At 48.5% G+C, this 18,142-nt stretch carries 20 protein-coding genes and 1 pseudogene; 15 read left to right on the top strand and 6 right to left on the bottom strand.

The window, feature by feature from the left end:
- Nucleotides 1-5: 5 nt before the first annotated feature.
- Entirely contained in the window at nucleotides 6-266 is a 261-nt protein-coding gene (locus tag H7F11_RS11655; RefSeq protein WP_193650850.1) for an FmdB family zinc ribbon protein, read from the bottom strand.
- A gap of 108 nt (nucleotides 267-374) precedes the next feature.
- Between H7F11_RS11655 and H7F11_RS11650 the strand changes: the two genes are divergently transcribed.
- The gene (locus H7F11_RS11650; RefSeq protein ID WP_193650849.1) at nucleotides 375-1,031 is read left to right on the top strand and encodes a MarC family protein; all 657 of its coding nucleotides are present in this window, start codon (nucleotides 375-377) and stop codon (nucleotides 1,029-1,031) included.
- 154 nt (nucleotides 1,032-1,185) lie between these two features.
- On the opposite strand, the gene H7F11_RS11645 is transcribed toward H7F11_RS11650, so the two are convergent.
- Nucleotides 1,186-2,538 (bottom strand): IS1182 family transposase, encoded by a 1,353-nt coding sequence (locus H7F11_RS11645; protein WP_193650848.1) that lies wholly within the window; start codon nucleotides 2,536-2,538, stop codon nucleotides 1,186-1,188.
- A gap of 156 nt (nucleotides 2,539-2,694) precedes the next feature.
- On the opposite strand from H7F11_RS11645, the gene H7F11_RS11640 reads away from it, so the two are divergent.
- Nucleotides 2,695-3,441, top strand: a complete 747-nt coding sequence (locus H7F11_RS11640; protein WP_319803383.1) for a TrbI/VirB10 family protein — start codon at nucleotides 2,695-2,697, stop codon at nucleotides 3,439-3,441.
- 38 nt (nucleotides 3,442-3,479) lie between these two features.
- Nucleotides 3,480-3,794, top strand: coding sequence for a hypothetical protein (locus tag H7F11_RS11635; protein WP_193651759.1), 315 nt, complete (start codon nucleotides 3,480-3,482; stop codon nucleotides 3,792-3,794).
- A 33-nt stretch (nucleotides 3,795-3,827) separates the two neighbouring features.
- On the opposite strand, the gene H7F11_RS16760 is transcribed toward H7F11_RS11635, so the two are convergent.
- Nucleotides 3,828-4,130: a hypothetical protein gene (locus tag H7F11_RS16760; protein ID WP_227485455.1), complete on the bottom strand. Its 303-nt coding sequence runs from the start codon at nucleotides 4,128-4,130 to the stop codon at nucleotides 3,828-3,830.
- A gap of 767 nt (nucleotides 4,131-4,897) precedes the next feature.
- Between H7F11_RS16760 and H7F11_RS11625 the strand changes: the two are divergent.
- The 11 genes and pseudogenes from H7F11_RS11625 to tnpA all read left to right on the top strand — a co-directional run.
- A pseudogene (locus tag H7F11_RS11625) lies at nucleotides 4,898-5,144 on the top strand (transposase); the annotation flags it as partial.
- 254 nt (nucleotides 5,145-5,398) lie between these two features.
- Nucleotides 5,399-6,079 (top strand): maleylacetoacetate isomerase, encoded by a 681-nt coding sequence (gene maiA, locus H7F11_RS11620; protein ID WP_193651757.1) that lies wholly within the window; start codon nucleotides 5,399-5,401, stop codon nucleotides 6,077-6,079.
- A gap of 60 nt (nucleotides 6,080-6,139) precedes the next feature.
- Nucleotides 6,140-7,717 (top strand): sigma 54-interacting transcriptional regulator, encoded by a 1,578-nt coding sequence (locus H7F11_RS11615; RefSeq protein ID WP_193651762.1) that lies wholly within the window; start codon nucleotides 6,140-6,142, stop codon nucleotides 7,715-7,717.
- A 187-nt stretch (nucleotides 7,718-7,904) separates the two neighbouring features.
- Nucleotides 7,905-8,453: an OsmC family protein gene (locus H7F11_RS11610; RefSeq protein WP_193651756.1), complete on the top strand. Its 549-nt coding sequence runs from the start codon at nucleotides 7,905-7,907 to the stop codon at nucleotides 8,451-8,453.
- 26 nt (nucleotides 8,454-8,479) lie between these two features.
- Nucleotides 8,480-9,604 (top strand): acyl-CoA dehydrogenase family protein, encoded by a 1,125-nt coding sequence (locus tag H7F11_RS11605; protein ID WP_193651755.1) that lies wholly within the window; start codon nucleotides 8,480-8,482, stop codon nucleotides 9,602-9,604.
- A 60-nt stretch (nucleotides 9,605-9,664) separates the two neighbouring features.
- A complete protein-coding gene (locus H7F11_RS11600; RefSeq protein ID WP_193651754.1) occupies nucleotides 9,665-11,050 on the top strand; it encodes an FAD-dependent oxidoreductase in 1,386 nt (461 codons plus the stop codon).
- A 55-nt stretch (nucleotides 11,051-11,105) separates the two neighbouring features.
- Nucleotides 11,106-12,011 (top strand): formate/nitrite transporter family protein, encoded by a 906-nt coding sequence (locus H7F11_RS11595; RefSeq protein WP_193651753.1) that lies wholly within the window; start codon nucleotides 11,106-11,108, stop codon nucleotides 12,009-12,011.
- 49 nt (nucleotides 12,012-12,060) lie between these two features.
- The gene (locus H7F11_RS11590; protein ID WP_193651752.1) at nucleotides 12,061-13,308 is read left to right on the top strand and encodes an alginate export family protein; all 1,248 of its coding nucleotides are present in this window, start codon (nucleotides 12,061-12,063) and stop codon (nucleotides 13,306-13,308) included.
- A gap of 60 nt (nucleotides 13,309-13,368) precedes the next feature.
- On the top strand, nucleotides 13,369-13,812 hold the full coding sequence (gene cynS, locus H7F11_RS11585) for a cyanase (RefSeq protein WP_193651751.1): 444 nt from the start codon (nucleotides 13,369-13,371) through the stop codon (nucleotides 13,810-13,812).
- Between the two features lie 23 nt (nucleotides 13,813-13,835).
- Nucleotides 13,836-14,681 (top strand): sulfurtransferase, encoded by an 846-nt coding sequence (locus H7F11_RS11580; RefSeq protein ID WP_193651750.1) that lies wholly within the window; start codon nucleotides 13,836-13,838, stop codon nucleotides 14,679-14,681.
- 114 nt (nucleotides 14,682-14,795) lie between these two features.
- On the top strand, nucleotides 14,796-15,164 hold the full coding sequence (tnpA, locus tag H7F11_RS17280) for an IS200/IS605 family transposase (protein ID WP_193651749.1): 369 nt from the start codon (nucleotides 14,796-14,798) through the stop codon (nucleotides 15,162-15,164).
- A gap of 192 nt (nucleotides 15,165-15,356) precedes the next feature.
- On the opposite strand, the gene H7F11_RS11570 is transcribed toward tnpA, so the two are convergent.
- The 3 genes from H7F11_RS11570 to H7F11_RS11560 all read right to left on the bottom strand — a co-directional run bounded on the left by H7F11_RS11570 (nucleotide 15,357) and on the right by H7F11_RS11560 (nucleotide 17,335).
- A complete protein-coding gene (locus H7F11_RS11570; protein WP_193651748.1) occupies nucleotides 15,357-16,433 on the bottom strand; it encodes a DUF3034 family protein in 1,077 nt (358 codons plus the stop codon).
- A 99-nt stretch (nucleotides 16,434-16,532) separates the two neighbouring features.
- Nucleotides 16,533-17,033 (bottom strand): group I truncated hemoglobin, encoded by a 501-nt coding sequence (locus H7F11_RS11565; RefSeq protein WP_193651747.1) that lies wholly within the window; start codon nucleotides 17,031-17,033, stop codon nucleotides 16,533-16,535.
- A 20-nt stretch (nucleotides 17,034-17,053) separates the two neighbouring features.
- The gene (locus H7F11_RS11560) at nucleotides 17,054-17,335 is read right to left on the bottom strand and encodes an iron oxidase (protein ID WP_193651746.1); all 282 of its coding nucleotides are present in this window, start codon (nucleotides 17,333-17,335) and stop codon (nucleotides 17,054-17,056) included.
- 186 nt (nucleotides 17,336-17,521) lie between these two features.
- Between H7F11_RS11560 and H7F11_RS11555 the strand changes: the two genes are divergently transcribed.
- Nucleotides 17,522-18,136 carry a cytochrome b/b6 domain-containing protein gene (locus H7F11_RS11555; protein WP_193651745.1) on the top strand — a complete coding sequence of 205 codons (615 nt, stop codon included), beginning with the start codon at nucleotides 17,522-17,524 and terminating at the stop codon, nucleotides 18,134-18,136.
- Nucleotides 18,137-18,142 lie beyond the last annotated feature (6 nt).

Here is an 18,142-nt window from a genome sequence, read left to right as displayed (position 1 = left end):
CGGCGTCAATGACAGGCGCAACTGCCGCCCGGGCAAGCGGGCGCGGCACTGCTGGCGGCTTCGCTTTTGGTCGAACCACCCTTACTGCCCTTGAAATCTGTCTCGTACCAGCCGGACCCCTTCAGCGCAAAAGCGCCAGCACTGAGCTGCCGCTCCAGGCCCGGTTTGCCGCAGGCCGGACAATCGGTCAGACGGGCGTCACTCATGCGCTGCTCTGCGCTCAAATGATGTCCACAGTCCTTGCATACATACTCATAAGTTGGCATCGTATCCACTCCGTATTAGGTTGTAACTGAATATGCCTATTTAATACGTCTTCAGGCACCATTTTTCAAGCGTTCTGTGCACTGCACAGTCTGTCACGGTAATTTTAAATGTCCATCGCGCCTGAACTGCATAACGCCCTGCAAACCCTCATTGCCCTGCTCGCCATTCTTAATCCCATCGGGGCCATTCCCATTTTCATTGCCTTGACGGCTGACGAAGATCCGGCCCAGCAACTGGCCACCATCAAACTGGCCTCCAGAACCGTCGCCATCGTGTTGCTCATAGCCGCTTTTCTGGGTGAGTACATTCTCCAGTTTTTTGGCATCAGCATTGCCGCCTTTCAGGTAGCCGGGGGCATGGTCCTGATGTTGCTGGCCTTTAATATGTTGCAGGCAAAATCCAGCCGTTACCGCCATACTCCGGAAGAAACGGCCGAGGGCATGAGCAAGGAAGCGGTAGCCGTGGTACCACTGGCCATTCCGCTGATGGCGGGTCCGGGCACCATGATTACGGTGATTATTGCCCATCATAAAAATGCTTCCTGGTTTGCCAGCGGGCTATTGATTCTGGACATCCTGATCATTGCCGGAGTCGCCTACGCGGCGCTGCGCCTGGCCCGGCCATTGTCACGGCGTCTGGGCGTAACCGGCATCAACATATCCACCCGAATTTTCGGGCTGGTCCTGGCCGCCATCGCCGTCACCTTCATTGCCAATGGCCTGGCTGCGCTTTTCCCCGGCCTGGTGCATGTCAGCACCAGCTGATCAGCGCCTCATCCTGGATAACCTACTAGCAGCCCGTCGGTTTTAACTTCGGACTACTGCCAAATTTCGCCACGATTTTTTTGAAATCACTCGTTTTGAGTCTTTTTTGGTCATTATTGCCCTGTTTTTTGCGGTTTATCTGCATTTTCCTGCCCTACAGACGCAATACGGCCATGCGTTTTATGTTCCACGCCAGGCAGACCAGACTCCATTCTCCTTGAACCTGACGCAGGCCGCGCAAGGAGAACTGCCGGAATCCTATCACCGATTTGATAATCCCGAAGACCGGTTCTACCGTTTGTTTGCGCAGACGGTAAACGCTTCGGCCTGCCTGCGTTTTCAGACGATGTATCATCGCCTGCATGCGGGTTGCATTTTCAGGGAGGTCTTCCGGTTCTGTATGCCGTTGCCGCCAGTCGGGATGGTGTTCTTCTCGGGCCACGGCAATGAATGGGGTAATCCCCAGCGCTTCGCAGGCCTCCACATTCTTTTCGCTGCAGTAACCCGTATCGGCCACCAGCGCTTCTATGGGTCCCAGTTGCGCTGTTTGTGCCTGGAGGGTTTTCAACATGGGGATGACCTGTTCCTTGTCATTGGGGGCCTGACTGACTCCGGTGGCTACCACCAGCATTGTCTGGTCATCCACGGCGGCCTGGGCATTATAGGTTTGTTCAAAGCCACCGCCTGAGACCGGCATGATGCGGGATTCTTCATCGGTGAGATTAATCTGGTCTTGCGCTTTAGGCGCCGGGTCCGGTGCCTGGGGGGCTTTGCCTCGGGGCTTTTGTCCCAGGGCTTCTTGTTCCGCACGGCGTGCCATTTGCGTGTCGTACTGCGCTTTCTCTTTGGCATAACGGACCTGTGCCCGCTCGGCAATCTTCGCCTTGGCTATTGCCATCACGGCCAGCCGGTCTTCTCGGCGCTGGATCTCTTCGGGCAGATTCACGCCCTCGGGAATCCCGGACTGATCCGCCTGTTCTGCCAGTGCAAAGAGTTCCTGTACTTCGGCCTGGAGATGACGCTCCATCTGTTCGATATGCCCATGGGACAGGGCTTGATGTTTGGAAGCGTTGGCGTGGATCTTGGTGCCATCCAGACACACCCGGCCGATCTTCAGCAGTTTCATCTCCTGTGCCAGTTCCAGGACCTGCACGAACAATCCTTGCAGTTCGCCCAGAAAACGGCGACGGAAGGTGGCCAAGGTATCGTGATCCGGATGGCTGCCGGCCGCGAGGTAACGGAAAGCCACGGAATCATAGGTGGCTTGTTCCAGTTTACGGCTGGAAAAGACCCCGTTGGCATAGCCGTAGACCAGAATCGCCAGGAGGGTGGCCGGGTGATAGGCCTTATGGCCACGACCCGCATATTGTTGGACCAGCAGCGAGAGATCGAGCTGATCAATGACTTCCACGATAAATCGCGCCAGGTGCCCTTCCGGAAGCCAGTCGTCCATGGAGGGGGGCAGAAGATAATCGGTCTTGCGGTCAGCATCGAGGAAGTGGGCCATAAAATCACTCATCACATTGAATCATAAGTAATTATACGATAATTTTAGGCAAAATGAAAGTCCGACAAGCTGCTAGGCACTGCAACGGGTAACTTCAATGTCAATCCGGACAGCTATCTGCAGGCTGCCCTGAAAGCCATATCCCAGACGGGCACGGTGCCGCCTGACCTGCTGAAGAAAATTCAGGGGTTTGAAGGTGCTGGAGGCCAGGGTGGAAGGGGTTCAGGACAAAATGACAATCAACAGTTTCTGAGCCAACAGAAAAGCGCGAAAGACAAAAACGGGTATCTGGATGAATCGCTGCAAAAGCCACTGAACCGTAATGAGGTCACCGCAGGCAGCATTATTCCTGCCGTCATGGTGACTGGCATCAATTCAGATCTGCCCGGTGAAATAGTGGCCCAGGTGCGGCAGAACGTCTACGACAGCCTGGACCCGGACAGGATTCTGATTCCGCAGGGAACAAAGATCATCGGTGAATATTCCAGTGCCGTAGCCTATGGCCAGAGTCGGGTACTGGTTGCCTGGAACCGGCTGATCTATCCCAATGGCGAAACCATTGCCCTGCAGGGCATGCCGGGTACCAACGGAATTGGGGAAGCGGGATTCCATGATCTGGTAGACAATCACTATTTGCGGATTTTTGGCTCGGCAATTCTGATCTCGCTGATTGGTGCAGGTGCGCAGCTCTCTCAGCCGCAACAGAGTTCGGCATTCCAGAATCCGACCCCCGGCCAGACCGCTGCAGCAGCCATGGCCCAGGAAATGGACAGTGTCGGAACAAACCTGCTCAACAAAAATCTCAACATCCAGCCGACCCTGAGGATCCGGCCTGGATATCTTTTCAACGTACTGGTGACGCGCACCATGATTCTGCCTCCATATCCTGCGGAACAGCCCTGATGCCGGTATATCGCGTCATAAAAGGAGTACCTTACGTCATGTTGATCATGGATACAGAATGGCAGGTAGATCAGGCCATCCGGCAGATGACCACTTATCAGAAAGGCAGTCTGGGCCTTCTGGTCCGGGACCTGCTGGTTCTTGGGCTCCCTGCCCTCGATGATCTGCCTGAAGAACGGCGTAACCAGCTACTGACGCACCGGGCCAAGCTCAAAGTCCGGCTCAGTGCCCATGTGCCGGTCGATCTGGACCAGGATATCCGATATCGGGCCAGGATATGGAATGCACCGATCTATCGGGTATTTACGGAGGCTCTGAAGTTGGGGCTGTCGTTGCGGAACACTCCGAAATAGCCTGCAGTCCAGGCCATTACTTTGCTGATCTAATCACGCAACTTCGCGGTGGCCGTATGCCAGAATCATTAACAGGAGAGTAAATTTTCTCCGACTTCCGACTTCCGGCTTCCGGCTTCCGGCTTCCGGCTCCAGACCAAACCATGGGATGGCGCAAAAGCTAAACCCGCAAAAGGCCAACAACAAACTCCGCAGGGATAGCGGTAAAATCATCAAGGCGTATTTCGACGGATCCATCGCCACCCTGGCCGACAAATACGGAACGATGCCGGCCACGGCCGAACTCGCAGCAACCGCGCGGACCCGGTTCATGTCCGAGCAGGGGCTCAGGAGCATGGATCCATTCGCGATGGCGAAGCCGGGGAGGACGCGATCCGGGCCATCAGCCGTGGCGTCGAATACGAGATATTCAGGGAGCTTCAGATGCGAGGCAGGGCCGTCGAGCTTGTGCGGCTCGTCCTCGGGGACGACCCCAAGGCCCTGACACCGGAAAAGGCACTGCGTTCGATCATCGTCGAGTTCCCGAAGATCGACGCCATGCTGCTCTCGGCGGCCCAGCAGAGGAAGTCACGGGCTGGCTACTCATTCGAGCATCACATTGAAGCGATGATGATCGATGGTGGGTGTACGATGACGCGGGGCGGACGAACAGGGAAGCCCCGGTGCTCTCGGCCAAGACGACCCTGCGCGAGCGCTGGAAGCAGGTCGGGCAGGAAATGAAAAACTGCGACCTCGTTTCTATATCGTCGATTCCTTTTTCAGATCTGAGATTGGGACGGTTCGCTGGCCTCTATGGAAGAGGCAGGGATTGGTTGCTGCCAGACATTGAACTGTAATGTATCAAAATTGTTAACGGACAATAGAGTTTCATCCTAGCGTTGCCCTGAATTAAGTGGGGCTGGATCTGCTTGACAGGCGCACCCGACTCTACCGCGAATAATGCAGGCACGGTCAGGGGGTGGCGGTACTCGGCGAGGCCATTGCTCACGGACGACTGGTTGCCATAGTATTCGCTATGATCCGATGACTGGTAAAGACGGATTGCGGTCATTCACTGCTGATGACCGATTGGTAGTTACCGACTCAAATTGGCCGGTTTATTGAGGCATCCAGAACCGGAAACCCTTCCGAAAAATGTGCCCCCTATGCAAGCGATGATGCATCGTCTAAATACTTAGGCAGGCCGAAGCGTTTACCGTCTGCGCAAACAAACGGTAGAACCGGTCTTCGGTATTATCAAATCGGTTATGGGATTCCAGAAGTTCTCCTTACGCGGCCTGCGTCAGGTTCAAGGAGAATGGAGTCTGGTCCGCCTGGCGTGTAAAACGCATGGCCATATTGCGCCTTTAGGACAGGAAAATGTAGATAAACCAAAAAAACAGGGCGATAACGACAGAAAACGATTCAAATATGACCCCATTTTAAAAAATCTGGGTGAAATTTGGCGGTAGCCCGTAGATAATTCCGACATAAGGGTACCAACATCAGCTCAACCGCATTTTTTCTTGACTCATCGGTCAGCTATAACATAAAAAAGAATCACTGACTTTCCTGCCTGTTAGAGATTCCTTCAGACAGTTTTTTTACCCCTCTCAGGAGTTCTTATGACCCAGCAGCCCCACAATTTCGAACTGTTTTCTTTTTGGCGCTCATCCGCGACCTATCGCGTCCGCGTAGGTTTAAACCTCAAAGGCCTGCAGCCAGCGGAACACTATGTGAATCTCGATGCGGGTGAGCAACGCAGCGAGGCATTTCTTAAAATCAATCCGTTGGGAGCAGTTCCGGCCTTAATCAACCTGGGTGCGGAACAATCCAGCGTCCCCTTGACACAATCATTGGCCATTCTGGAGTTTCTTGAAGATACCTACCCGACTCCCGCGATGTTGCCCCAAGATGGGCTTGGGCGTGCCCGGGTCCGGTCCATTGCCGCCATGCTGGCAGTAGATACCCACCCGCTGATCACCCCGAGAGTAAAAAAATATCTCACAACGGTTGGAAATTTTGATGAAGAAGCATGGCGGGCTTGGCAGATCAATTGGTTTGGCACAGGTCTACGAGCTTTAGAGCAACGCTTATCCAACGAGACCGAGACTGGTACGTTCTGTCATGGCGACATGCCTACTATGGCCGACATATGCCTAGCTAGCATCATCGTTGTTATGCGTACATTCAAAATAGAAATAGTCGACATCCCGACGGTTCAGCGAATTATGGCAAATTGTGAGCAAATAGATGCTTTTGCGATGGCTGATCCCGGCCGTCAACTCGGTGCCCCTACAGGCTAGAATTCATCGCGGGGCTGCTCAGAAGAACTTGGTATGAAGTAGGAGGGTCGAAAATTGGACATGGAGCATCCCGCAGAGCCATCCAATATAGATTCCGAACTGATAGTTGTTCAGGAAGCATCGCGGTTGGTTACAGATGTTATTGACCTGGACCAATCCATCCGTCGAATCTTGCGCTTGTTGTCTCACCTGCACGGACTGAATCGCGGTCGGGTGCTCCTGACGGAAGGGGATGATCCGAAGTTAATTACAATTAAGTATTCCTATGGCCTTACCGCCGAAGAAATAAATAAAGGTAAATATAAAGCTGGAGAAGGAGTGACAGGATATGTTTACAAAACTGGGAAAATCGCATTAGTACAGGATATTGACGAGGAAGAGAAATATTTAACGCGGGCCGTATCAAGAAAGATATTACCAAATGAAATGATGGCTTACATCGCGGTACCCATTTTATGGGGTGAAAAAACTATAGGAGTACTGGCGGTTCACAGATTACGTAAACGTAAGAGACCATTTCAACGTGATATCTCATTACTCAAGGTCATTGCAACATTAATTGGCCAAAGATTACGTATCGAAGAGATGGTGGCATCGCGCACTGCCGACCTGGAGTCTAAAAATCAGCTACTTATAAATAAAATGGAAAGTCGCGGGGCGGCATATGGTATCATAGGTCAGAGTCATCTCCTGCAGGAAGCCGTCCAACAGGCATTTCTGGTAGCCCAGACAAATACGAATGTTTTGTTACAAGGGGAATCCGGCACCGGCAAAGAACTTTTTGCACGAATGATCCATATGGCAAGCGAGCGTTCGGGGGGAGCATTAATCAATATTAATTGCGCAGCCATACCCAACTCGCTCATCGAATCTGAATTATTTGGCTATGAACGAGGGGCTTTCACAGGAGCGGTAGCATCTAAAATCGGGCGTATAGAGATGGCGTCTGGCGGCACACTTTTTTTGGATGAGATTGCAGACCTAGAACTAGCATTACAGGCAAAGCTGCTGCGCGTCATAGAATATAAAACAATACAAAGGGTGGGTGGGACTAAAGACATTGCTGTCGATATACGTATTGTCTCGGCCAGTCATAAAGATTTGCAAATCGCTGTTCAGGAGAATCAATTTCGACTGGATTTATTTTATCGATTAAATGTTTTTCCATTGCAAATTCCTGCTCTTCGGGAGCGTAGAGGAGACATCAGACTACTCGCGCAACATTTCTTGAATAAATCCAATGGTGAATTTTCAAGAGAGATCAAATTCAGCGGTGATGCGTTGGCGGCATTAGAGCGATACGCCTGGCCAGGAAACGTAAGGCAGCTCGAAAATGTTATCAAACGCTTGCTATTGTTGAGTGATCAGGGAGTTATAGACGGCCATCTGGTTGAGGATGTGCTTGCACATGAAATTTCGTCTGAAACTTTGATAAGTCATGCCACACATAACGCTCAACCTGACACGTCATTCGGCGATCTTCGTCCATACATGAAGGTCGTCCCTGATCAAGTAGACGCGATTCAAGAGGCTTTGAGAAAACAGCGGGGTAACAAAACTCGCGCTGCAATGAGCTTAGGACTGACTCCACGGCAACTTTCTTACCGCATGAGCAAATTGAAGATTATAAGCGACTGAACAATTTGATCGAGAAAGGTGCAAAATGAAGGGCGACAAAACAAACAATGTCAACATTGTAGACATTGTCATACTTCGGAGCGCGCCAAAAAAAACAGTAACACCTTGTAATAATTAAAAATAGTACTTTGGCATGCACATTGCTAAGACAAGATTGCTTCACTAACCACTTGTCTTGGAGACCACCATGAACGCAAATGCTGAAACTGTTACCACTTCTGTACAATACCTACGCCCTATTGATTCTGATGGCCTGGTCGCTTTAGGAGAAAAGGGTAAAACCAATCCAGACGCCGTTGTCACTCTTAAAGCTAAGACCGTTTGCGAAGGTCAGTTCCGCATGCAAACGTATGTTCGCGATCTCAAGCCCCTGTTGATTGACGAGCCACCGCACCTTTTGGGTGAAAACAATGCACCGAATCCTTCAGAAGCCGTTCTGGCCACCCTCGGAGCATGCCTCGCTGTAGGCGTGCACGCAAATGCTACTGCCAGGGGTGTGAAACTCACGCGTCTGGAATTAGTGCTAGAAGGCGATATTAATGTGACTGCCGTGTGGGGCACGGGCGATCTTGATCCTAGTAAGGAATTGGGCTTTACCGATGTACGGGTAAAGGTATTGGCAGACGGAGATGCGCCCAAATCTGTGATTGACGAAATCATTTCACATTCAAATGTCTGGTCCCCAGTGGCCAATACGTTAAGGCGGAACGTCAACTTGCTGGTGGAGCCTGTATAACCCCTCGTGTAGGAGAACGATCCATCATGAATCAACTCGCCAGGAATACAATGGACAACGATTGGTCCGGTGCTGCGATGCTAGATGCGGTATCAATAGTTATTCGTCGTGATCTCTGCCCTATAACAACGCAAATTGATCTTGAAGGTATTTATCCCGAGAGGGTAATTCGTAACATCGGTGCCGCAGGGGGATTTTGTCACCACCTGCCAACCTCAGGTTACGTTAACGGCATGAACCTGCCGGCTTCTATCAAGGCCATGAGCAGCATCTCCGAGGAATGTATGTCTACTGGCTTCGCGGTGTGGTGCCAAGACACCTGCGGATGGTATCTGGAGAACGCCGCCAATCCCAAGGTGCGGGATCAATGGATTCACAAGGTAGCATCTGGGAAAACCCTAGGCGGAACCGGGATGTCAAATACCATGAAGGCCTTTGCAGGGATCGAAAAACTACGGTTACAGGGAAAGCGAGTAGAAGGTGGTTATCTGGTCAATGGTAATTTGCCCTGGGTATCCAATCTGGGACCGGAACATGTCTTTGGAACACTGTTTGCACTTGAGGGAGCAGTCCACCACTCGATAATGACGCTCGTTGATTGCGAAATGCCAGGTTTTACCCTCAAACAGATGGCACATTTTACAGCGCTGGAAGGTTCAGGTACCTATGCTTGCATTTTTGAGAATGTTTTTATTCCAGATTCGATGATTATTGATGAAAACGGTGCCGATTTTTTGCGCCGCAGTAAAGCGGGAATAGTGCTACTTCAAACTGGTATGGGGCTGGGCGTAACACAGTCCTGTATTGATATCAGCAGAGAGACAGAATCACTATTGGGTCATGTAAACGTCTACCTGGATGATCGTCCTGATTATCTACAAAATGAGTTAAATGAAATAAAAGAAGCGGTAATGGCTTTGGCAGAAACACCTTATGAAACTGCAAAGGAATATTTTAAGGCAGTTTTGCAGGTGCGCTTGCAGGTAAGTGAGATCTCACTGCGTTCAGCACAATCCGCTATGTTGCATTCTGGAGCTAAAGGTTACCTTCGTACGGCACCCGCCCAGCGTAAGCTCCGCGAAGCCTATTTTGTGGCCATGATAACGCCATCTATGAAACATCTGCGTAAAGAACTAGCGGAGATGAGATAAGACACAGCTTTGTTCTTAATTCAGCCATAGGAAGTTACAAGTTAAGCGAAGAGGAAACCAATGAATTTCAATAATTATGAACGATGGATCTGTGAAGCCTGCGGGTTCATATATGACGAAGCGCAAGGCGATCCGGATTCAGGGTTAGCACCGGGAACACGCTTTGCGGATATCCCTGAAGGTTGGGAATGTCCGATATGTGGTATGCGTAAGAGCGATCTTCGACTGTTGAAAAAATCGCCGCCGGGTGATTTACAAAAAACCAAACACATAAAAAAAACTGAGCAGAATGAATGCCATGGAGGGCCTGAATATATTGTTATTATTGGTGCAGGGTTTGCGGGGTGGTCAGTTGCAGAGAACCTCAGACGTTTGGGATCCTCTGCACCGGTTCTTCTGATTAGCAGCTGCAGAGGAGATTTCTATTCCAAGCCATCTCTTTCTGGGGCTCTGGCTGAGGGAAAGGCAGTCCAGGATCTCATACACGAGGATTCAATTAGCAGAGCGCAACGATTGGACATCGATATTTTTACCGACACGCCCGTGATCAAGTTGGATCCTTCACGGAAGATATTGGTCACTTCGCGCGGTTCAATTGCTTATGGAAAATTGGTACTTGCCCTTGGCGCACACCAACGTGAGCTAGCAATAGACGGCAATGCAGCTCATACCGTGCATGCCGTTAATGACCTCGCGGATTACCGGATACTCCGCCAAAAACTGGACTCCGGTCCTAAATCAGTAACAATTTTGGGTTCAGGACTGATTGGGTGTGAGTTCGCGGATGATATATCTGCTGCCGGACATACCGTAACAATCGTTGACCCTAATCATTGGCCTCTAAACCGGCTACTTCCAGAGGCGATAGGGATAGACCTGCGGAAGCGGTTGAACAAAAAAGGGGTGGTTTTTCATTTTGAAACAGTTCTTAAAACGCTGAAATATTCTTCGAACCGCTATCAGGCCATACTTAAGAATGGGTTAACCTTTGAGACAGATATAGTGGTCACAGCTGCGGGATTAGTACCTAATACGGGCCTAGCAGAGCGTGCCGGTTTGAAAATTGAAAAAGGAATCAGCGTAGATCTTCATTTGCAGTCTTCGGTCTGCGATATATATGCCTTAGGAGACTGTGCCTCCATAAAAGGTACGATATACTCATACATTGAGCCGATAAAACTTCAAGCAGAAGTAATTGCAAGAAATCTGACTGGTCAGTGTTCTATATTCTCGACGAAACCAACAATTATAAGAGTTAAAACCCCCACTCTTCCTTTAGCTATTTGTCACATGAAAAAAACGGAAAACAGAGTATGGAATGTGGTTAGGAGGCAAGAACAGGAGTGCAGAATGGATTTGACAGACGAACACGGAGAACTGGCAGCATTTGCAATATCAGGTTTTGATAAGGTAACAGTCAGAGAATTATCAAATCACTATATATAATAACAACATAATATCATTTTCGATTCAATGCATATTTGCCAATAAAGGAAACAAAATGGATATAGCACAGGAAGAGGTCAAACCTAAAACTGAAATAGGTCTACCACAAAGTTTTATGGAGCCAAAATCAATCAGCGAAACACTTGATACTCTCACAACCATAGCCGTAACAAAATGGTCTCGACCATTAGGATTCTTTTTTCAATCCATTGTGGGTGGTGCGATGGTAGGTTTTGGAGTAATACTTGCAATTGCCGTCGGTGCAGGAATTTCAACTCCAGGCATAGCTAATCTAGTAAGTGGTTTAGTTTTCGGATTTTCATTTGTGGCCATTTTGGTATCAGGAGCATCCCTAATAACTTCTGACATGGCCGCAGGATTTGTTGCCGTAAGCCGCAGAAAATTAAAGTTCATTTCATATATCAAATTCTTACTAGTAGGTTGGATTGGTAACACGGTTGGAATGTTTATTTTTATTGGTATTGTAGCCGCTGGTCCAGGCGCATACGCGAAATCTATATTCCTTGATCGAGCACACATGATAGCACTATCAAAAGTAGGACCAGATGACATATCCGTTTTTTGTATGGCAATTATTTGTACATGGTTATTACAAACTTCTTTCTTTCTCTATGTTAAGGGACGCACAGACATTGGCAAAATGGTGGTGGCTTGGTACGGACCGTTAGCATTCGTATCCGGTATGACTGAGCATTGTATAGCCAACATCGGATTCATCGGTTTACCACTTCTCATGCAAAGTCGATACATTGCCCTAAACAGTACCGCCTTGGCTAACCATGATAGTAAAATAAAACTTCTCACTTGGGGTTTTGGGCATTTTGGCCTCTTGCGCAATGAACTTATCGTTTGGGCCGGAAACTGGATAGGTGGAACCGTTTTTGTAGCAATATTGTTCATGCTTATCTCATGGGCCTATGGAAAAAATAGACCGATATAACGCAAGGAAAACATTGCGAATACTTTATTCACACTACCGGGAATATTATATGAAAAATTCAAAAACTTATAACGTGCAATCTGCATTTCTGACATTTTTAACAATTTTCTCCATAACGTTGCCCGCATATTCTGATCCCCTGACTCAGGCTCTTTCAAAGGGGAGCTATGCCCTTCAGATCAGACCTCGCTATGAATTTGTGCAACAGCCTGGTCTTGATGAAGCCCAAGCATTCACTATTCGTTCAATGTTGGCGCTATCAACCCACCAGGAATATGGATTAACAGGCTATATCCAGTTTATCAATGTGAGCAGTCTGATTAACAAATACAATAGCCTCCTAAACGGAAAGACTCAATATTCGGCCATACCCGATCCAGAAGAAACAGGTGTCAATCAGTTCTATATACAGTACACGGGTTTGAAAGGCATAAGAGCTCGCGTGGGTCGCCAAGAAATCATTTTAAATGATAGCCGATTCGTAGGTAATGTTGATTTTTTTCAAACCCCTCAGAGTTTTGATGCCGTTTCTCTTCATGATAACGTTGATAGGCATGTTCATCTTTTTGGCGCGTATATTTGGCGGATCAAGAATATTCTAAACCAATTAGTAGCATCTAAGACTTTTCTAGCTCAAGCATCATTTACTCAAAGCCAACTTCTTCACGCCGATCTTTTTGGTTATTGGTACGGAAATCAGTCTAAAACACTAATACCTGGTGCTGCAGCTTGTTTATTGTCTGGCGTACAAGCCTGTAACAGCCAAAGCATTGGTATCAGCGTTGCAGGTGTGATACCCATAACCCGTTCATACCATATACAGTACGACGGTAGCTATGCGAAACAAACACCGTATGACGGTGGCAGCCCCTTGGTTAACGCCTCTTACGCGCATGGTGGAGCGGGCCTCACCTGGAGAAATCTTGGTATCCATGCCGATTACATGGTGATGGGCGCTAACAAGAATGGTACATATGGCTTTCAGACGCCTCTGGCTACTAAGCATTTGTTTAACGGTTGGGCAGATGTTTTTCTAACCACTCCAAAAGAAGGGTTAAAAAGTGTTTACATTACTGCGAAAGCACTTTGGATGAATACCAAATTTATGGCGAGATATTATTCTTTTGATTCTAGCTATCACTCAGTACACTATGGGCATGAAGTCGATCTTTCCGTTATTCATCGTTTTAACTCATCTTGGCTTTTAGGAGCGCAATATGCAGACTATATTTCAGCGGATAACTTATTCAAGAATACTCAGGCTGGTTGGATTTTTGTCAACACAAAATTTACATAGATGCATCCAATTTTTTTGGTTGTAATCAGCAAAACTTAGCAACTTATAAGGAGCCAACGAATGAACAGATCAGATGTCACTGCATTGATATTAGAAAAAAAACTTCTTCATGGCCTCAGCTGGAAGGATTTGAGCGCTCGGCTTGGAGTCAGCAAGGAATGGAGCACTGCTGCGCTCTTGGGACAAATGCCGCTATCAGCTGAGCAGGCACGTGTGGTTACTCACTTATTGGAACTTCCTGAGGAAGTTGAACGCATACTGCAGGAAGTTCCTTCGCGTGGATGTCTGCCAACCGCCATTCCTACAGACCCAACCATATACAGGTTTTATGAAATACTACAGGTATATGGAACCACTATCAAAGAGCTGATTCATGAGGAGTTCGGAGATGGAATCATGAGTGCCATTGATTTTTCTATAGATATTTCCAGAGTAACGGATGAACACGGAGATCGCATAAAAGTCACCATGAACGGTAAATACCTGAAATATAAAACTTACTGAAAACTTTTTTAATGAGGTGTGTTATGAAAACTGAAAGCATCCTGGAATGTGCTGATGTGCAAGCATTATTGAATTCCTACCCTGAGGATATCGTACTTATTGATACCCGGTCACCTGAAGCCTATTTAGCAGGGCACCTTCCTGGCGCTCGCAATCTTCGTGAAATTTTTACCTATCTCGCTATGACAGACTATGATGGGTTGGAAAGCCTTACATCTAAATTTTCTGATCTATTAGGAAAGCTCGGCGTACATGCAAATCAAAAAATCGTATTCTACGAACAGCAGATGAATGACGGATTCGGTCAGTCGTGCCGGGGCTGGTATTTGATGCAGTATTTAGGTCATTCTAATGCTGCCGTGCTCCACGGTGGATATCAAAGATGGTTGCACGAGGGGTTGCCAACCACTTTAGATGTCCCAAATCTTATTCCTGTGCAAAATTTTAAAGTACTTAAAAATGAGAACGTCATGGTCACGAAAGACCAAATGCTCGAAGCTTTGAATGATAAGGAAACAATAATACTCGATGTTCGAGATGTGAGTGAATGGATTGGGGAGAGTTCTTCTCCTTATGGCATTGATTATTGTCCGCGTAAAGGTCGGATTCCCGGAGCAAGGTGGATTGAGTGGTATAGATTTATGAAACCAGGAGAATACGGATCTATATTTAAAAATAAAAATGAACTCTTGGCAGAACTACAAACTGCGGGCATTTATTCAAATAGTAACATCATTATATATTGCTTTAAAGGTGCTAGGGCAGCCAATGCACTTCTCGCGATGAAAAGTGCAGGTATTGACAATGTTCGGATGTATTTTGGTTCTTGGAATGAATGGTCTAGAGATCCTCTTTTACCCATTGAATAGCACGCTTCCTGTCTCAACTGGCGGCTAACCTGCAAAGGTTTAGAGTCCCCGATAGGGGATCCGTAAATCCCCCGCCTTTAGGCGGCGGATAAGTCCGGTGGTATAACCACAGCTATGGAATCTTATAAAAGTGGTAGTCACCCGGTTTGGGATTGTAAGTATCACCTAGTCTGGACGACGAAGTACCAATATCAGGTATTGGCCTGGGATGTAGGGCTACGATGTCGGGAATTGCTGCGAGAGATAGCGCGTAGTAAGGAAATGGTGATCTATGCGGGGTCGATTAATAGGGATCATGTACATCTATTGATAGGGATACCGCCGAATCTATCGGTATCCAAGGCGGTACAGTATTTGAAAGGGAAGAGCTCGCATCGGTTGCTGACGGAGTATGCGAAGTTACTCAAGAGATACTGGTGCCAACATTTGTGGGGGCGGGGCTATTGGGTCGCGAGTAGTGGGAATGTAACAGATGAGGTTTAGCAGGAGTACATCAAGAATCAAACCCCACCAGATCCAGACGATGACTTTCATGTCGTGTAGCGACAGCCGTCGGCCTCAGTGCCGACCGATCCGGCTTCCAGCCGTAACCTGAAGCCACCGGCTTTTAGCCGGTGGAGTATTCACAAAATTGTCATGGTATAGATGACGGAGAAAATGTACTCATAGATGCGGTTAGAAGCTGCTGGTCAGAGACAGATAAAGACCGTTCTGGCTTTTCATGGTAGCGATGGTACCGAGATCCACATAGGCCGCCGTCACAGATAGCTGCTTGTAGGGGAACCAGGCGACATAAACGTCTTTCCAGGCACTGGTTTTGGACACCTGATCACCCAGTGCACCCAATAATTTATTACTAGACGGTGCTATCAACTGATTCTGGGGCATATCCCGATATTCAGCACCCAATACGACATGCCGGTTCAGGAAAACCCCCACCGAGGCCGCTGGCAACACTTTATAGCCCATGCCATCTGCACCACCAAAGCCCAACAAACCTTGCTGATTGGCATTAGTCACATCAATGTTCACATCCGCCAGGGTGGTCAGACCGAATATTCCGTTGAGCCATACCTTTGTGGCAGAAAGATAATAACTGACACCGTTCCGCGCCACATGCAGCGTGGTAGCCAGGTTTTTCGGCATTTCGTTGTGATGAAAATCCACACCAACAGATACTTCCGGCTCCCACCAGTTCTGGTCATACACCACATTACCAAACAGTCTGGCCTTGATCCCAACAATGTCCTGGTTCAATTCATAGCTGTTGCCAAAAAAAGCCGGGCCAGGGGTTGTAAGACCATGAGCAACAAGAGCCGTGTAAGCCGGGGCGTTGAGTTCTTCAGCATTAGGCGTTACCCCAAGCTTACCATAGGCGTACCCGTTAATGGCCTGATCCAAAGCCGCTCCGGTATTTCCTAACCCAAAACTCTGGCGGGCAAAAGAAAGCTCAATACGATTGAATAGTCCGACCGATGCGCCATAGGCGTCCATATTATAGTTGTTCAGCAATACATGTGAATAAAAAGCGGTCGCGCCAATTTGCTGGTTGGTGCCGTAACCCGAAATTACTGCCCAGGGGTTGATACCACCACCGGCAGCACCGTCTATCGCTGTTACTGCTCCGGTGCCCAAAATACGGCCCTGGCCAAATAGACTGGCAGCCCCGATCGCTGCATTGGCGGTTAGCGGCAATGCAGCGAATGCACAAGCAATTGCAACGGCTAATCCTTTACTCTTCAGTGTATTCATAATCTCTTCCTAAACTTAGGATTTTTGGTTCCCATTAAGCGTATCTACCAAAAAAGACATGCTTAATGGCGTGGTGGACATACTTGCGGGCCATTAAACTCAGCCCAAAGGGCCACTGGCCGTGACTACCTGTGGTTCCATAGCGGCCAGTTGTGCTAACAGGTAATTCTGCGCAGGCTTGGCGATTCCCCGCTTGTCCATGGCCTTAATCATGTCTTGTGCCAGATAATTGAAAGCGGCAGTGGTGACATGCAATCCTTTGTGCGTGGCGGTCATGGTAGGGCCTGTGTATTTGCAGGGCCCACCCACTACCTCACAAACCTGTTGGGTCAGATTATATTTGAGGGCCTTGATGTTGGTGTGCGCAAAGTAATAATTGATGTGGGGATCTGCAGCGACATAACCCACAAAAGTACTAATCAGTGCTTTTACGCCCGATGGGCCACCAAAGTCACCAATGTAATTCTGTATAGGCAGCTTGATGTCAGCACGCTGAATGGATGCCGCATTTGGTGAGGCGATTGCCAAAGGTGCTGCCAAGCCCATGGTGAGGGCGAGACCAGCCAATATAGCAGCGTTTTTCAGTTTGAACCTTTTCATTTAAACCTCCTGACTGATGGTTACGATTTGGGTGTATAGGCGTAGCAGTAACCGTGAGGGCTGATTTTTCCCGCCACCACTTTGCAAGTCCCGTCTGCGGTAGGGCTTGAGCCTGGAATGAAGTGCATACAGTTGCTACACATATCCTTGCCCGAAGGATGATCCTGATAGCTGACGGAAGCCTTGCTCGAAAGCGTGCCGGCTTCCGCCAGAGGCGAAAAAACTAGGGGAGCTACAGCCGCAACTGCCGCAATTTGAGTGCTCGTTTTTAACCATTCACGACGATTCATCGATTTTTTCATAGAGATTGTCCTCAAAGCTGGCGGTGATAAGGAAATAGAACTTCACGCATATATGTATACGACAGCTTTTACAATCTGGATGCACCCGCCTAACAGATTTTTTTTGCATCTACATCAGGAGGTTATTCGTATATCCACCAAACAGGTTTTTTATACAGGGATTAACTTTGATGAGGTACGCTGTGTATGTCGATCATTCATGTTACCGCTCCATATAGCCGCGTCCATGACAGCAGGCCCAATCGTGCCAAGCTGCTCCATCTCTTGCTGCTTTCTACCGTTACCTTTCAAATGATTACGGGGCTCATGGGCTGGTTATTTGGATGGTTTCCCTTTGAATGGCACATTATCGTGGGTCAGGTGCTGATCGTGGTCCTGCTTTTGCAATGGGGTTGGCTGATGTTGAGCCGCAGTGGACGCATTACGTTGCGTTATTTGTTTCCCCTGAATCCCGTCGGATTAAGAGTAATTGTCCAAGACATCAGGGGACTATCTCAAGGGATTTTAGCGCCTCCCGGCCCACGCGCAGGACTGCCTGGATTGATGCACGGAGTATTTCTTCTCACGGTCACTCTGGTTGCCACTGCTGGTCTGACACTCTTAGGCGGGTTTCGCGGGTGGTGGTCCGGAATTCCATTTGGATGGTTATTGGACATCCTTCGTTGGGGGGCTGTTGCAATTGCTTTGCAGTGGATTGGGCACGTCGGGATGGTGTTCCTGCATGTTCTTGCAGGTGACCCACTCTGGAATATGTTTAAGCTACGTTTAGCACATAAAGGATGCGCCCCAAAAAACAAATGACAGGAC

This window comes from Acidithiobacillus sp. HP-2 (assembly GCF_015100155.1).
Classification (GTDB): Bacteria; Pseudomonadota; Gammaproteobacteria; order Acidithiobacillales; family Acidithiobacillaceae; genus Acidithiobacillus.
Note: the sequence above shows the minus strand (reverse complement) of the source record. Positions and strands in the feature narration are given on the sequence as shown.

What these genes read in the sequence shown, in the direction of transcription:
- cynS (WP_193651751.1), top strand. Translation starts at nt 13,369, where the DNA reads ATGAACAGATCAGATGTCACTGCATTGATATTAGAAAAAAAACTTCTT.
- maiA (WP_193651757.1), top strand. Translation starts at nt 5,399, where the DNA reads ATGACCCAGCAGCCCCACAATTTCGAACTGTTTTCTTTTTGGCGCTCA.
- H7F11_RS11560 (WP_193651746.1), bottom strand. Translation starts at nt 17,335, where the DNA reads ATGAAAAAATCGATGAATCGTCGTGAATGGTTAAAAACGAGCACTCAA.
- H7F11_RS11655 (WP_193650850.1), bottom strand. Translation starts at nt 266, where the DNA reads ATGCCAACTTATGAGTATGTATGCAAGGACTGTGGACATCATTTGAGC.
- H7F11_RS11600 (WP_193651754.1), top strand. Translation starts at nt 9,665, where the DNA reads ATGAATTTCAATAATTATGAACGATGGATCTGTGAAGCCTGCGGGTTC.
- H7F11_RS16760 (WP_227485455.1), bottom strand. Translation starts at nt 4,130, where the DNA reads ATGCTCCTGAGCCCCTGCTCGGACATGAACCGGGTCCGCGCGGTTGCT.
- H7F11_RS11645 (WP_193650848.1), bottom strand. Translation starts at nt 2,538, where the DNA reads ATGGCCCACTTCCTCGATGCTGACCGCAAGACCGATTATCTTCTGCCC.
- H7F11_RS11555 (WP_193651745.1), top strand. Translation starts at nt 17,522, where the DNA reads ATGTCGATCATTCATGTTACCGCTCCATATAGCCGCGTCCATGACAGC.
- H7F11_RS11580 (WP_193651750.1), top strand. Translation starts at nt 13,836, where the DNA reads ATGAAAACTGAAAGCATCCTGGAATGTGCTGATGTGCAAGCATTATTG.
- H7F11_RS11605 (WP_193651755.1), top strand. Translation starts at nt 8,480, where the DNA reads ATGAATCAACTCGCCAGGAATACAATGGACAACGATTGGTCCGGTGCT.
- tnpA (WP_193651749.1), top strand. Translation starts at nt 14,796, where the DNA reads ATGGAATCTTATAAAAGTGGTAGTCACCCGGTTTGGGATTGTAAGTAT.
- H7F11_RS11590 (WP_193651752.1), top strand. Translation starts at nt 12,061, where the DNA reads ATGAAAAATTCAAAAACTTATAACGTGCAATCTGCATTTCTGACATTT.
- H7F11_RS11570 (WP_193651748.1), bottom strand. Translation starts at nt 16,433, where the DNA reads ATGAATACACTGAAGAGTAAAGGATTAGCCGTTGCAATTGCTTGTGCA.
- H7F11_RS11650 (WP_193650849.1), top strand. Translation starts at nt 375, where the DNA reads ATGTCCATCGCGCCTGAACTGCATAACGCCCTGCAAACCCTCATTGCC.
- H7F11_RS11615 (WP_193651762.1), top strand. Translation starts at nt 6,140, where the DNA reads ATGGAGCATCCCGCAGAGCCATCCAATATAGATTCCGAACTGATAGTT.
- H7F11_RS11635 (WP_193651759.1), top strand. Translation starts at nt 3,480, where the DNA reads ATGTTGATCATGGATACAGAATGGCAGGTAGATCAGGCCATCCGGCAG.
- H7F11_RS11595 (WP_193651753.1), top strand. Translation starts at nt 11,106, where the DNA reads ATGGATATAGCACAGGAAGAGGTCAAACCTAAAACTGAAATAGGTCTA.
- H7F11_RS11610 (WP_193651756.1), top strand. Translation starts at nt 7,905, where the DNA reads ATGAACGCAAATGCTGAAACTGTTACCACTTCTGTACAATACCTACGC.
- H7F11_RS11565 (WP_193651747.1), bottom strand. Translation starts at nt 17,033, where the DNA reads ATGAAAAGGTTCAAACTGAAAAACGCTGCTATATTGGCTGGTCTCGCC.